The following is a 13,333-nucleotide window of genomic DNA, read 5'->3' on the forward strand; positions in this document are numbered from 1 at the left end:
TGTCCGTCCCTTCCACCGCAGCGGCTCTGCCGCCGGCTGCCCGCTCGGAGCTGCGGCAGGGGAAGGTCCCGCCGGAAATCCGAGCGGGGCCCGTGGCGGTCGGGCGTTCAGCCGCCGCAGTTGCAGGGACCACCGGACTGGCATCCACAGCTACAGCCCGGGCCGCAGCTGCAGTCCGTGCCGCAGTGAGGAGCGGGACGGCAGTCGGCAGTCGGCGTGACGGGCAGACACTTGCGCGCCGGTCGGGTAGCCGGGCCCGACCCGGTCCTTCACCACCGGCTGGGGCCTCCCCGACCTGTCATTCAGTCGTCGCCGGGGCCGTCCGCGCGAAGTGGCGGGTGGTGGGCACCAGCGCCGCGCCCGCTGGTACGAGGAAGCAGGCGGCGGAGCAGGCGGCGAGTACGGCCGTGACCCCGAACAGGTCGATGGCCGGGGCTATCAGGGCGAGGCCGACCGGCGCCAGGCCGTAGGACACCAGGAAGTCCAGTGAGGAGACGCGGGCCAGCTTGTCCGGGGCGACCTCGCGCTGAGTGGCCGTGAACCAGGGCACGTTGAACAGCTCGATGCCGATCCCCGCGACGGCGTACGCGGCGACGACCACGACCGGGGGCACGGGCAGCATCAGGCTCAGCGGCGCGACGCCGTACGCGGCCAGCCCGGCGAAGGCGGCCCAGCCCGGGGAGCGCGGCCGCCGGCGGGCGATGACCAGGGCACCGCCGAGCGCGCCCATGGTGTACGCGGTCATGGCCGCGGCCAGCACCCACCCGGTGTCGTAGCGGTCCCGGCTGATCAGGGGCAGCGCGACGCTGGTGGCGGAGTACCCGAGGGTGATGACGGCGACGAGGGCGGCGAGTCCGGCAAGGAACCAGGGGTGGCGGCGTGCCTCGCGTATCCCCTCCAGGAACTCGTCACGGAAGCCGGCGCGCGGCGCGGGCTCCGCGGGCGGGTTCGGGGCGGCACCCTTCCCCGGGACGAGCGCGGCGACCAGCCAGAGCAGGCCGATGCCGAGCAGGAGCGTCCAGACGTCGAGCAAGGCCGCGAGCAGCGCGGTCAGGGCGGGGCCGGCGAGTGTGGAGCCGCGTACCGCCATGGTCATGGCGGCGTTGGCCTGCTGGCGGCGCTCGGGGTCGACGATCTCGGCGGTGAGCGCCTGGAACGCCGGGCGGCAGGCGCCCTGTCCGGCGCCCGCGAGGGTGGCGGCGGCCGTCATCAGCACGAGTGAGCGGCCGAGTCCGGCGGCGAGGAGGGGCGCGGCGATCGCCGCCGCGAGGGCGGACCAGAGGACGACCACGCGGCGGGAATGTCGGTCGGCCAGGACTCCGCCGACGGCGACGGCGGCGAGGAAGCCGGCGGTGCGGGCGGCGAGGACCAATCCGAGACCGGCTGCGCTGAGGTCGCGGTGCAGGACGGCGAGGCCGAGGACGAAGGGCAGCGCCCAGGTGGCGAGCCCGGAGGCGGTGGTGCCCGCCCACAGACGCAGAAACGCGGTGTCGCGGAGGACCGAACGCCGGGGCGGGGGGTCGGCCTTGGCCGCTGCCGGCGCGGGTGTGGTCGTCACGGTGTGGTTGCTCCTTGGCAGCGGGGGAGCGGCTCGGCGAACCACACCCCGACGCGTCTAATGAAAATGATTACCATTACACTACCTCCTCGAACGCCACACCCGCCCTGAGCACGACAAACACCCACGCCTCCCCCCAGACCGGAGAACCCATGCGCCACCCCGCCCGCCTCGGCATCGCCCTGGCCATCGCCCTCGCCACCGCGGGCTGCTCCACGGCAGCCGGCGACGGCTCCAGGTCCGACACCAAGCCCGCCGCCAAGGCGGCCTCCATCACCAGCTGCGGCCGCCAGTTGTCCTTCGCCGAACCTCCGAAGCGGGCCGTCGCCCTGGACCAGACCTCGACCGAGACCCTGCTCGAACTCGGGCTCCAGGACCGGATGGCGGGAACGGCCAACCTCAAGACGAAGATCCCCGCCAAGTACCAGGCCGCGTACGCAGAGATCCCGGTCATCGCTCCGAAGATCGCCACCGGTGAGCAGCTGCGCGCCGCGACCCCCGACTTCGTCGTCGGCGGTTCCGCGGACCTGTTCACCAAGGACCGGGCCGGCACCCGCGAGGAGCTGGACGACCTCAAGGTCCCCACCTTCGTCAGCGCGGTGGACTGCCCGCAGGAGAACCCGGCCGGCAAGTCCCCCTTCGAGCTCCTCTTCTCCGACTACGAGAACCTGGGCAAGATCTTCGGCGCCGAGGACCGGGCCGCCAAGCTCGCAGCCGGCCAGCGCGCCACGGTCGCCAAGGCCCAGAAGACCGCCGCCGAGGTTCCCCAGGGCAAAGACCAGCCGACGGTCGTCTATCTCTACTCCGTCTTCAACGGCATGCCGTACGTGGCGGGCAAGACCGGCCTACCCAGCGAGATGAGCAGGATCATCGGCGCGAAGAACGCCTTCGACGACGTGAACGAGGACTGGCCGGAGGTCTCCTGGGAGGAAGTCGCCAAGCGCGACCCCGACTTCATCGTGATCGGCGACCTGTCCGAGCGCGGCCGACCCGGCGACAGCGCCGCCGAGAAGCGCGAGACGATGACCGAGCACCCGGTGATCTCCAAGCTGGCCGCGGTCCGCGACAACAAGATCCTTGAGGTGCCCGGCATCGAACTCGACCCCTCGGTGCGCTCCGTCCACGCCCTGGAGCTGCTGGCCAAGGGCATGAAGGACCTCGGGTATGTCCGCTGACCCGGACACCCGAAGTGGGCCGGTGGATCTCCTGCTCCCGGCGGCCCGCGGACAGGTGGTGACGGAGGGCTCCGTCACCACCCGGCCCGCGCCGGCCGGACCGCACCGCACGCGCGGTCCGGCCGCGCGGTCCGGCCGTTCCCCGGCGGCCCAGGCGGCACTCCTCCTCCTCGCGGCGGGCGCCCTGGCCGGCTCGGTGGCCGCGGCCGTACGCATCGGGGTCGCCGATGTGGGCTGGACCGACCTCGCCCGCGTCCTCGGCACCCATCTCGGCCTGGACGTCGAGCCGTTGCCACCACTGGTGGACTCCCTCGTGTGGGACCTGCGGCTGCCGCGGGTGCTGATGGCCGCCCTCGTCGGGGCCTCGCTCGCCGTGTGCGGTGCGGTTCTCCAGGCGGTCACCCGCAACGCGCTCGCCGACCCCTACCTGCTCGGCGTCTCCTCGGGCGCGTCGACCGGTGCCGTCACCGTGGTCGTTCTCGGGGTGGGCGCGGGCACGCTCGGAGTCACCGGCGGCGCGCTCACCGGCGCCCTGCTCTCCTTCGCCCTGCTCCTGCTCCTGCTGCGGCGCACCGGGCTGGACTCGGTCCGCATCGTCCTCACCGGCGTCGTCGTCGGTCAGCTCTTCACCGCGCTGACCTCGCTCGTCCTGATGGCCTCGGCGGACGCGGACACCACCCGGGCGGTCACCCACTGGCTGCTGGGCTCGATGGCGCCGGCCCGCTGGAACACCGTCGTGGTCTGCGCGATCGTCACCCCGCTGGGCCTGGCGGCCGCGTGGCTCTGCTCGAACGCGCTCGACGGGCTCGCGTTCGGCACCGACACCGCCGCGTCCCTCGGGGTCGGCGTACGGCGCACGCGGATGGCGCTACTCGTGGTCACGGCCGTGCTGACCGCGGTAGCGGTGGCCACCGTCGGCGCCATCGGCTTCGTCGGGCTGATCGTCCCCCACGGGGTGCGATTCCTCGTCGGGCCGCTGCACCGCGTGCTGTTGCCCTACGCGGCGCTCGCGGGCGCGATGTTCCTGGTGTGGGCGGACGCGCTGGCGCGGATCGCCTTCGCCCCCCGCGAGGTTCCCGTGGGCGTGATCACCGCCCTGCTCGGCGTGCCGCTGTTCCTTCTCGTCCTGCGCAAGCGAGGTGAGCTGTGAGGATCACCGCGGAAGAGCTGAGCTGGTCGGTCGCGGGCACCCCGGTCGTACGCGGCGTCAGCGTGGACATCGCCCACGGCGAGACGGTCGGCCTGCTCGGACCCAACGGCTCGGGCAAATCCTCCCTGCTGCGCTGCCTGGCCGGCCTGCGCACCCCCGACGCGGGCGCGGTCCGCTACGACGGCGAATCCGTGGCGGGCTGGAGCGCGCGCCGGATCGCCCGCCATGTCGCCTTCGTCGAACAGGACTCCGGCGCGGACAGCGACCTGCGGGTCGCCGACGTCGTGGGCCTGGGGCGAACCCCCTTCCGGGACCGCTGGCGCGGACCGGACGCCACCGACCGGGCCGTGGTCGCCGCCGCGCTGGAACGCGTCGGACTCACCGCGCTGGCAGGCCGCTCCTGGAAGGCGCTCTCGGGCGGCGAGCGGCAGCGCGCCCACATCGCCCGTGCCCTGGCCCAACAGCCGTACGGGCTCCTGCTCGACGAGCCCACCAACCACCTCGACGTCAAACACCAGCTGGAACTGATGGAGCTGCTGACCGACACCGACCAGACGGTCCTGGTCGCGCTGCACGACCTGTCACTCGCCGCCCGGTACTGCGACCGGCTGCTGCTCCTGCACCACGGCCGGCTGATCGCCTCCGGCGCCCCGGCCTCCGTCCTGACCGTCGAGCGGCTCGCCGAGGTCTTCGAGGTGGACGCCGAACTCACCACCGGCACGCTGGGACACCCCCAGGTCACCTACCGCAGGCCGCTCCGTGCCCCGGCCCCGGCTCCCCGACCCGCCCTGAGAAAACGAACCTCATGACTCGGACGACCCCCGCACCCTCCACCGCGCCGCCCGTCGACGGACTCATCACGTCCTCCCTGGCCGGCGGACACGGCCCGCGAGGGTGATCGCGGGTGCCGAACAGACGACGTAGCCGAAGACGAACAGCATGGCGATGCCCAACCATCGGACGGCGTGCTGCAGGTGCGGGTCCTATGTCGCCTGGGCGCTCGCCGACTGATCGTTTCAGAAGGTGTCGTCGTCGCAGGCCGCGGTCCGCGAACAGCCGCCGCGGCGTGCGACGGGGCAGCCCGCGTGGTTGTCGGGAGCCCGGCGCGGCTGCTCGCCACCACCGCCGTCGAGCGGCTCATCGGCCGATCCGCACGACCTGCTGCTCCCTGGGCCGGGGCGCACGGTTGCCCTGGCGGCCCGGTCCCTTCCACACTGCTCTGGTGTTCCTCCCGGTGAAGATCGGCCCGTCCATCCCGAGACAGGAGTCACCCTCGTGGTCCAGTGCCCCGAAGACCCGGCGTTAGCCGTCCCCCCGTCCGACCACGCCGTCGGCCCGGCCCCCATCCCGTTGGACCCGACCGGACGGGACCTCATCGGCGAAGTGGCCCGGTTGCGCGCCCGTGGCCCCGCGGTCCTGGTCGAACTGCCCGGCGGCATACACGCCTGGTCGATCACCGGCCACGCCCTGCTGAAGGAACTGCTCGCCGATCCCCGGGTCTCCAGGGACCCGCGCCGGCACTGGCCCGCATGGATCGGCGGCGAGCACCACGAGACCTGGCTGCTCAATGTGATCGGTCGCACCAGCATGCTCACCTCCTACGGGCCCGACCACCGGCGCCTGCGCAAGCTCGTGGCCCCCGCCTTCACCGCCCGGCGTACGAACGCCATGATTCCCAAGGTGGAGCGCATCACCACCCAACTGCTCGACGCGATGGCCGCGATGCCGCCCGGTCAACCCGTCGACCTGCGCGCCGCCTTCACACACCCGCTGCCCATGGGCGTCATCTGCGAGCTCTTCGGCGTCCCGGAGAGCATGCGCGCGGATTGGGCGCGGCTCACGGACAACGCTGTGGAGACCACGATCAGCCCTGAGAAGGCCGTCGCCACCGCACAGCAGATCGAGGCCATCGTCACCGAACTGGTGGCCCTCAAACGGGAGCGGCCCGACGAGGACCTGACCAGTGTGCTGGTCGCCGCACTGGACGACGACGGCAGCGGGCTGACCGAGACCGAACTCGTCGACACCTTGCGGCTGATGATCGGCGCCGGGCACGAGACCACCGTCGACCTCATCGGCAACGCCGTCCACGCCTTGCTCACCCACCCCGACCAGCACCGACTGGTGCGCGACGGGAAGGTCGGCTGGAGCGATGTGGTCGAGGAGACGCTACGGTGGGCACCCAGCGTGGCCAGCCTCCCACTCCGCTTCGCGGTGGAGGACATCGACCTTCCCGGCGGGCCGCGCATCGCCCGCGGCGACCCCATCCTCGCGGTGTTCGCCGGGGCGAACCACGATCAGGCCCAGCACGGCGGGGACGCCAACGTCTTCGACCTGACCCGACCGGCCCGCGATCACCTGTCCTTCGGCCACGGCGTCCACCACTGCCTGGGCGCGCCGCTCGCCCGTATCGAGGCGGGCGTCGCACTGCCGGCGCTCTTCGCCCGCTTCCCCGACCTGCGGTTGGCCGTCCCCGCCGATGAGGTGCTGCACGTCGAATCGTTCATGGCCCACGGCTACCGGTCACTGCCCGTACACCTCGGCATGCCCGCGACGCCGTAACGCCTCGCGCCGTCCGTGCCGCGCGGGACGGGCTCAGGAGACCTCACGGGGTGTCGCGCACTTCGTCCCGCGCCACCGGGTCCAGGGCATCCGAGGTGCTGACGGGGCGCCTCACACCAGGGGGGCTTGGCGTCATGACGTCCCCCACCCGGAAAACCTGCCGGCTTCGTGCTGCTGTATACCGACAGGTCCACCGAAGGCCCGTCGGGCGAGGAATCTCATCCCGACGGGCCCTGAGCCGCGAGCCGTCGATCGCGGCGTCGCCCATGTGCGGCAGGCCCGCCGTGCGCGGCTCGGTCAGCGGGCCACGGCCGGCAGTAGTCCTCGTCGGTCGCGATGGGGTTCCGACGGGTGTCCTCGGCAACGGCTCCAGGCGATCCCACAGCTCATCCGACACGATCCACGGCGACATCCCCATATCGAACCGAACGCTCAACTACCGCACCGAACACGGCAACCAGGACCGATCCGCCCCATTGCGTTAGGTGTTGTAAGGGCACAGAAGGCGCTGGAGCACGAGACGCTTCGCCGTGCCTGTTCACGGGTGGGTGGCTCTGGCTGAAAGTGTCGGGGACCTGCCTCGATGATCCGCTACTGGATGACCTCGTAGATCTCCTTGTAGCCGTATGTCGCGTAGCTGTTCAACGTGTTGATCAGCGACTGTGCGTTCTCATCCGGATTCACGAAGAACCCTCGCTCCATGGTGAAGTACTGGTCGAGGCTGTCGAATTCCCATTGGCAGACGACCGTGTCCATGGGGCCAGCGTAGTCGACGTAGATGCGCCGGTTCGTATATCCGGCTTCTTCAAACACCGCGGTGAGGGTCTTGAACGCCGACACGATCTCCGGCGCTTTCCCTCGTTCGGCTCTGTACACCTCGCGCATCATGTACACGACGCGATCGCCTTTCCGTTCCGGGAGACGAATGAATTCCATGGAAGGTGGCTGCCACCGTACCGGAGGAGGGCCGATACGGCTGCCGTCGCCATGGTGGCAGTCACACTGCTGAGTGGCGTGACAGAGGGCGGGGGACACCTGAGTAGGGGTGTACGCGTCTTCATCCTCTGGCGCCTTGGCCAGTGACCTCTGACGTGCACGGAACATGATGGTGCTCGCGCGGCAGCGCTGCGATGGCCTGGGCAGTCCTCAGCTCCATTGGGCCCCGAGCGGTTGAAGCACCCGTAGCGGGTCGTCCCCGCCCGCGCGGGGTAGCCCGTCACCGGCCACACTCCCGACGGCCTTCCGTCTCTCTGCGCGTCCGATTTCCTGTGCTGCGTACTGATTACGCCGGACGGCCCAGGCTCGACTGGGCGTCGGAGCACGCATCTACTGAAGGATCGCAAGCCTGATCGGCGCTTGTGCCAGAGCCTGGGCATCGCTCTTTCCGCCGTGCAGCTCGACACGCTGGCCGCCGCCTAGTGAGAGCTGTTTGCCGACCAGGTCGAACAGGCCGAAGTTCACGGGGGTGACGCCGTGAGTGTCGGTGGCGTGCTAGGCAGTTTCGTTTGGATCAGCCGGTCGTTGGTCTGGGTGTGCCGTTGACTGACGCGCAGTGGGCGCGGATCGAGCCGTTGCTCCCGGACCGGACGCCGAGGCGCGGTGGTCGGTGGCGGGACCATCGGGAGGTGATCGACGCGATCGCCTTCAAGTTCCAGACCGGAACCCAGTGGGTGCACCTTCCGGAGAAGTACGGCAACTGGCGAGGCGTCTACAACCGGCTGCGTATGTGGGCCGTCGACGGCACCTGGGAGCGAGTGTTCACCGCTCTCATAGCCCAGGCCGACGCGGACGAGGACCTGAACTGGGCCGTCTCTGTGGACTCCACGATCGTGCGAGCACACCAGCACGCTGCCGGGGCCCGCAAAAGGGGGCCCCGGCTGGAGAACCGGCCGACCACGCCATCGGCCGGTCCCGCGGCGGGCTGACCACGAAGATCCACCTCGCGGCCGACGGCGACTGCCGGCCCCTGGCCTTCGTCCTCACGGCCGGCCAGGCCGGCGATGCACCCGCCTTCGGCGAGGTCATGGCCCGTCTGCGCGTTCCCCGCCGACGTGGACGACCTCGCACCAGGCCGGACGTCGTCCTGGCCGACAAGGCGTACTCCTCACGTGCGATCCGCGAGCATCTACGCCAGCGCGGCATCCGGGCAGTGATCCCCACCCGGGCGGATCAGCGCGGCCACCGGCTGCGTCGCGGCAGACACGGTGGGAGGCCACCCGCTTTCGACCGTGACGCGTACAAGCAGCGCAATACCGTCGAGCGGTGCATCAACCGCCTGAAGCAGTGGCGAGGGATCGCCACCCGCTACGAGAAGACAGCGGTCATCTACCTGGCCGGACTCCACATCGCGGGCATCTTCCTCTGGTCCGCTCGGTGATCCAAACGAAACCGCCTAGGGCCTGTCCGATGAGTCAGGCCCTAGCATGATCACCATGGCATCCGAGACGGGCACGGCAGTGGTGACAAAGCGTGGGCTGATATTCGGCCCGAGCGGCAAGCGGCTCGATCTCTACCGCCCGGAGGGGGTGGCGCGTCCGGTGCCGACGGTGCTGCTCTGGCACGGCATCGGACCCGACGAGCGGGACGTGCTCGAACCGCTGGCGCGCACCGTGGCGGCGCAGGGGCTGCTGGTCCTCGTACCGGACTGGCGTTCGGACCCCGCGGACGGCGGCCGGTCGCAGCTGCTGGACTCGCTGACCTTTGTCCGCAAGGAGGTGGGCGGGCTGGGCGGCAACGGAGAGTCGTTCGTGCTGGCCGGCTGGTCGGCCGGCGCCGGGGCCGCGCTGGGCACCGCACTACGACCCGAGGTGGCCGGTGGATGGCGGCCGAGCGCGGTGGTGGGTATGGCGGGCCGCTACGACCTGCCGGCGCGCACCACCGGCACCGCCCCACTGGACGATCTCGCCGCGGGCCTGGACCCGGTGGTGCCGGTCCACCTCGTCCACGGCGGCCGGGACACCGTCGTGCCCGCCTCGTTCTCCCGCGACCTGGCGGGGGCCCTGCGCACCGCGGGCCGGACGGTGACGCTCCGGGAGCCGGATACCGACCACGCGGGCGTGGTCATGACCGAGTACGACCCGGCGGCGGACCGCTGCGTCCCGACCACCGCCGAACACGCCGTATCAGCGGGCCGGTTGGTGGCCGGGGTGGTGGCCGCCGCCGGGGACAGGCATTAAGGATTGTCCGGGTGGATCGCTAACGGATCCATAGCCGGATCGCGGCGACGGTGACCGTTCCGTGAAAGACGAACGCTCTCTTGGCATGCCGGGTCGCCACGGCCCGGAAGCCCTTGAGTGCGTTGATGGTCCGCTCGACCTCGTTTCTGCGGGCATACCGCGCCTGGTTGAAACCAGTGGGGCGGCCGCCTTGGCTGCCGCGCCGCTTGCGGTTGGCCCGCTGGTCCCGGCGCTCGGGGATCGTGTGTCGGATCTGCCGACGCCGCAGGTAATTCCGGTTCCGGCGTGAGCTGTACCCCTTGTCGCCACACAGGTAGTCCGGGCGCGCCCGCGGATGCCCGCCGGCGGAACGCGGAACACGGATACGGTCCAGGACCGGGATCAGCTGCGGGGCGTCACCCCACTGACCGGGCGTGACCAGAACGGCAAGTGGGCGGCAACTACCGTCACTCGCCAGATGAATCTTCGCCGTGAGCCCGCCTCGCGAGCGGCCGATCGCCTCGTCGAGACGATGCCAGGCAGGACGAGTACGTCGTCCCGGTACCCGGGCCGGCCGGTGGCGGGCACCGGCACGGTTGGCTCGGGCGTCCCCGGCCGGCGGCATCGGGTGGAGGTCGTCAGCTCCGCCGCGGCGGCGCTGGTTCGCCAGCCACTCCGGCAGCGGCGTCAGTGCATCACTGAAGTGGAGCAGCCGCGCGCGGGCCGGTCCGGGGCTGTTCGTGCTTTCCTCGCCACGGATGCGGGAGAAGTGGCCACCGAACTCGCCGCACTGGGGCGCGATCCACGTTCCCCCTCCTCGTCGCGGCGGCGGCGGTCGGCGCAATGTCCCGCTCGGTGCCGCGGACCTGTCGTCGCGCTGCTGCGGTGCGTCCTGGGCGATCGGACGCCTTGTCCACCGCCTGGCGGAGCAGCTCCATGGCGGAGGCGATCGCTGCCTTCTTCGCCTCGTCGTCGGCCGCGCGGGAGGCGTCTTCCGGGAACACGACGGCGGGCTTGTCACGAGACGGTTGCGCAGGTCACCGGTTCCCCTGCCAGGTCGTTCGGGCAGTGGGTCGCGGAGAACGCCGCCGCGTTCCGCTGAGAAAGGACAAAGGCAAGGAGGTTGCCCGCTCCTTGCCACTCTCAACTTATAGCGCACCAGGGGGCTTGCGGCAAGGCCCCGGTCATGCCGCAGAATCACCGCCTCAGCAAGATCCTTTGGAAATGGTGGTTTGATGATCGACGTGATCGTTGCCGGCGGTGGACCGACCGGGTTGATGCTCGCCTGCGAGCTGCGGCTGGCCGGGGCGCGAACGGTCGTGCTGGAGAAGCTGGCGGAGCCGACCGAGCAGTCCCGCGGGCAGGGCCTGCACGTGCGCAGCGCCGAGATCATGGACCAGCGCGGCCTGCTCGACCGGTTCCTCGCGGTCAGCGAGAAGTTCCAGGTCGGCGGCCTCTTCGGCGGCATCATGAAGCCGTGGCCGGACCGGCTGGACACGGCTCACCCCTACGGCGTCGCCACCCCGCAGCCGGTCACCGAGCGGCTGCTCAACGAGCGTGCGCTCGAACTCGGTACGGAGATCCGGCGCGGCTGCGAAGTGGTCGGGCTGAGCCAGGACGAGGCCGGCGTGACCGTCGAGCTGGCGGACGGCACGCACCTGCGCTCGCGCTACCTCGTCGGATGCGACGGCGGCCGCAGTACGGTGCGCAAGCTGCTCGGTGTCGGCTTCCCCGGCGAGCCCGCCAAGGTCGAGACGATGCTGGGTGACATGGAGGTGACCGAGGATCCGGCGACGATCGCCGCCGTCGTCGAAGAGGTCCGCAAGACCCAACTGCGGTTCGGTGCCACGCCCCTTGAGGGCGGACGGTACCGGCTGGTCGTGCCCGCCGACGGCGTGGCCGAGGACCGTGCGACCGCGCCGACCCTTGAGGAGTTCAAGCAGCAGTTGCGGGCGTTCGCGGGCACCGACTTCGGTGTGCACTCGCCGCGCTGGCTGTCCCGGTTCGGCGACGCCACCCGGCAGGCCGAGCGCTACCGGGTCGGCCGGGTGCTGCTGGCCGGCGACGCGGCGCACATCCACCCGCCGACCGGCGGGCAGGGGCTCAACCTCGGCGTGCAGGACGCGTTCAACCTCGGCTGGAAGCTGGCCGCCGCGGTCAACGGCTGGGCACCGGAGGGTCTCCTCGACAGCTACCACGCCGAACGGCACCCGGTGGCCGCCCGCGTGCTGGACAACACCCGCGCGCAGATCACCCTGCTGGGAACCGATCCGGGTGCGACCGCCCTGCGGGAGCTGTTCTCGAAGCTGATGGACTTCGAGGAGGTGAACCGGTACGTGACCGGGATGATCACCGCGGTCGACATCCGCTACGACTTCGGTGAGGGCCACGAACTGCTCGGCCGGCGGATGCGGGACGTGGAGCTGAAGCAAGGTCGCCTCTACGAGCTGATGCACGGCGGCCGCGGTCTGCTGCTCGACCAGACCGGCCGCCTCTCGGTGGCGGGCTGGGCGGATCGGGTCGACCACGTCGTCGACGTCAGCGAGGGCCTGGAAGCGCCCGCGGTCCTGCTGCGCCCGGACGGCCACGTGGCGTGGGTCGGTGAAGACCAGCAGGATCTGCTCGGCACGCTGCCGCAGTGGTTCGGCGCCGCCGCCGGCTGAGCGCGCAGTCGCGGCCCGGCCGATCCGGTACGTGACCTCGGCGTTCCTCCCCACGTGCCGAAAGGGCCGCCGGATGGACTGACGGGCCGTCGCCGGGCTGGTGCCGATCATGATTGACCGTCCTCGCCCGCGACGTGTGCGCCCGGCTCCCCGGTCCGGTTCGCCCAGGCGTTGCGCAGCGTCTGGGCGACAGCGGCGACCGCCGGGGTCCGCTGCGCCTCACGGTGGTGAGCCAGGTACAGGTGCCGCTGGATCGGCCGGGGGAGGTCGACCGTGACGACTCGGTGGTCGTGGAAGGCGTCGAGCGCGAGCTGCGGCAAGAGCGCGATGCCCAGGCCGCCGGCGACCAGTGCCTGGGTGACGACGTAGTCGTCGGTCTCGTGTCGGATGTCCGGGGTGAAGCCGCTGACCTGGCAGATGCGTGTGAGGTACTCGGTGCACCGGGGGCAGCCGGCGATCCACCGTTCCATGGCCAGCTGCTCCAACGCCACGCTCTGGGCACCGGCGAGGTGATGGGCGGCAGGCAGCACGATCCGGAGCGGGTCGGTCCGCAGGCGGGACAGCACGATGTCGCCCTCGGCATCGGCCACCTCCTCGTACGCGAAGATCACGGCCAGGTCGACCTCGCCGCACGACACCATGGTCAGCGCCTCGGGTGGTTCGGCCTCGCGCAGGCGCACATCCAGGTGGGGATGGCGGCGAGCCAGCACGGTCAGGGACCGCGGGACCACCGTGGCGCTGGCCGACGGGAAGGCCGCCACGCGTACGACGCCGGCGCGCAGGTCGGCGAGGGCGTTGATGTCCTCGTCGGCCGCGCGCAGCCGAGCGGCCAGGGCCTCGGCGTGCCGCATCAGCACCCGCCCGGCCTCGGTCAGCCGCACCCCGCGCGCCTGGCGCACCACCAGAGCCACTCCGGCCTGCCGTTCCAGCATGCGCAGGTGCTGGCTGACCGCGGGCTGAGTCCAGCCGAGCTCGCGGGCGGCGCCCGCGATCGACCCGGTGCGCGCGATCTCGCGGAAGATCAGTATTCGTCGGGCGTCCATGGATCAAAGTTTTGCTTGGGTCTGTGC

11 protein-coding genes and 1 pseudogene are annotated in these 13,333 nt (G+C 71.3%); 7 read left to right on the forward strand and 5 right to left on the reverse strand.

Going from position 1 to position 13,333, the window contains the following annotated elements; genetic code table 11:
* Positions 1-298: 298 nt before the first annotated feature.
* On the reverse strand, positions 299-1,558 hold the full coding sequence (locus LRS74_RS28210; RefSeq protein ID WP_277743621.1) for an MFS transporter: 1,260 nt from the start codon (positions 1,556-1,558) through the stop codon (positions 299-301).
* Between the two features lie 152 nt (positions 1,559-1,710).
* Between LRS74_RS28210 and LRS74_RS28215 the strand changes: the two genes are divergently transcribed.
* From LRS74_RS28215 to LRS74_RS28230, 4 genes are all read left to right on the forward strand, one after another.
* Positions 1,711-2,733, forward strand: coding sequence for an ABC transporter substrate-binding protein (locus tag LRS74_RS28215; RefSeq protein WP_277743622.1), 1,023 nt, complete (start codon positions 1,711-1,713; stop codon positions 2,731-2,733).
* A complete protein-coding gene (locus tag LRS74_RS28220; protein WP_277743623.1) occupies positions 2,723-3,883 on the forward strand; it encodes an iron ABC transporter permease in 1,161 nt (386 codons plus the stop codon). Before LRS74_RS28215 ends, LRS74_RS28220 begins: the two co-directional genes overlap by 11 nt.
* Positions 3,880-4,692, forward strand: coding sequence for an ABC transporter ATP-binding protein (locus LRS74_RS28225; protein ID WP_277743624.1), 813 nt, complete (start codon positions 3,880-3,882; stop codon positions 4,690-4,692). The genes LRS74_RS28220 and LRS74_RS28225 overlap by 4 nt, the downstream gene beginning before the upstream one ends.
* A 466-nt stretch (positions 4,693-5,158) precedes the next feature.
* Positions 5,159-6,445 carry a cytochrome P450 gene (locus LRS74_RS28230; protein ID WP_277743625.1) on the forward strand — a complete coding sequence of 429 codons (1,287 nt, stop codon included), beginning with the start codon at positions 5,159-5,161 and terminating at the stop codon, positions 6,443-6,445.
* 591 nt (positions 6,446-7,036) lie between these two features.
* Here the strand turns inward: LRS74_RS28230 and LRS74_RS28235 are convergent.
* Positions 7,037-7,381, reverse strand: coding sequence for a hypothetical protein (locus LRS74_RS28235; RefSeq protein ID WP_277743626.1), 345 nt, complete (start codon positions 7,379-7,381; stop codon positions 7,037-7,039).
* A gap of 390 nt (positions 7,382-7,771) precedes the next feature.
* Positions 7,772-7,906 carry a hypothetical protein gene (locus LRS74_RS28240; protein ID WP_277743627.1) on the reverse strand — a complete coding sequence of 45 codons (135 nt, stop codon included), beginning with the start codon at positions 7,904-7,906 and terminating at the stop codon, positions 7,772-7,774.
* Positions 7,907-7,950: 44 nt separating this feature from the next.
* Between LRS74_RS28240 and LRS74_RS28245 the strand changes: the two genes are divergently transcribed.
* Together LRS74_RS28245 and LRS74_RS28250 are read left to right on the forward strand one after the other, a co-directional pair.
* A protein-coding gene (locus LRS74_RS28245; protein ID WP_277738995.1) for an IS5 family transposase occupies positions 7,951-8,822 on the forward strand; the annotation gives its coding sequence in 2 pieces (ribosomal slippage) (positions 7,951-8,311 and positions 8,311-8,822; 873 coding nt in all).
* 55 nt (positions 8,823-8,877) lie between these two features.
* Complete coding sequence (locus tag LRS74_RS28250) at positions 8,878-9,621, forward strand: alpha/beta hydrolase (RefSeq protein WP_277743628.1); 744 nt, start codon at positions 8,878-8,880, stop codon at positions 9,619-9,621.
* Between the two features lie 19 nt (positions 9,622-9,640).
* On the opposite strand, the pseudogene LRS74_RS28255 reads toward LRS74_RS28250, so the two are convergent.
* A pseudogene (locus LRS74_RS28255) lies at positions 9,641-10,198 on the reverse strand (IS5 family transposase); the annotation flags it as partial.
* A gap of 637 nt (positions 10,199-10,835) precedes the next feature.
* Here LRS74_RS28255 and rox point away from each other — a divergent pair.
* A complete protein-coding gene (gene rox / locus LRS74_RS28260; protein WP_277743629.1) occupies positions 10,836-12,263 on the forward strand; it encodes a rifampin monooxygenase in 1,428 nt (475 codons plus the stop codon).
* 107 nt (positions 12,264-12,370) lie between these two features.
* Here rox and LRS74_RS28265 read toward each other — a convergent pair whose 3' ends face one another.
* On the reverse strand, positions 12,371-13,306 hold the full coding sequence (locus LRS74_RS28265) for a LysR family transcriptional regulator (protein WP_277743630.1): 936 nt from the start codon (positions 13,304-13,306) through the stop codon (positions 12,371-12,373).
* Positions 13,307-13,333 lie beyond the last annotated feature (27 nt).

Origin of the sequence: Streptomyces sp. LX-29 (assembly GCF_029541745.1) — a bacterium.
Lineage (GTDB): Bacteria > Actinomycetota > Actinomycetes > Streptomycetales > Streptomycetaceae > Streptomyces.

Bases quoted from the DNA above. Each gene is read 5' to 3' on its own strand.
- LRS74_RS28235 (WP_277743626.1), bottom strand. From the start codon at position 7,381: ATGGAATTCATTCGTCTCCCGGAACGGAAAGGCGATCGCGTCGTGTAC.
- rox (WP_277743629.1), top strand. From the start codon at position 10,836: ATGATCGACGTGATCGTTGCCGGCGGTGGACCGACCGGGTTGATGCTC.
- LRS74_RS28220 (WP_277743623.1), top strand. From the start codon at position 2,723: ATGTCCGCTGACCCGGACACCCGAAGTGGGCCGGTGGATCTCCTGCTC.
- LRS74_RS28265 (WP_277743630.1), bottom strand. From the start codon at position 13,306: ATGGACGCCCGACGAATACTGATCTTCCGCGAGATCGCGCGCACCGGG.
- LRS74_RS28250 (WP_277743628.1), top strand. From the start codon at position 8,878: ATGGCATCCGAGACGGGCACGGCAGTGGTGACAAAGCGTGGGCTGATA.
- LRS74_RS28215 (WP_277743622.1), top strand. From the start codon at position 1,711: ATGCGCCACCCCGCCCGCCTCGGCATCGCCCTGGCCATCGCCCTCGCC.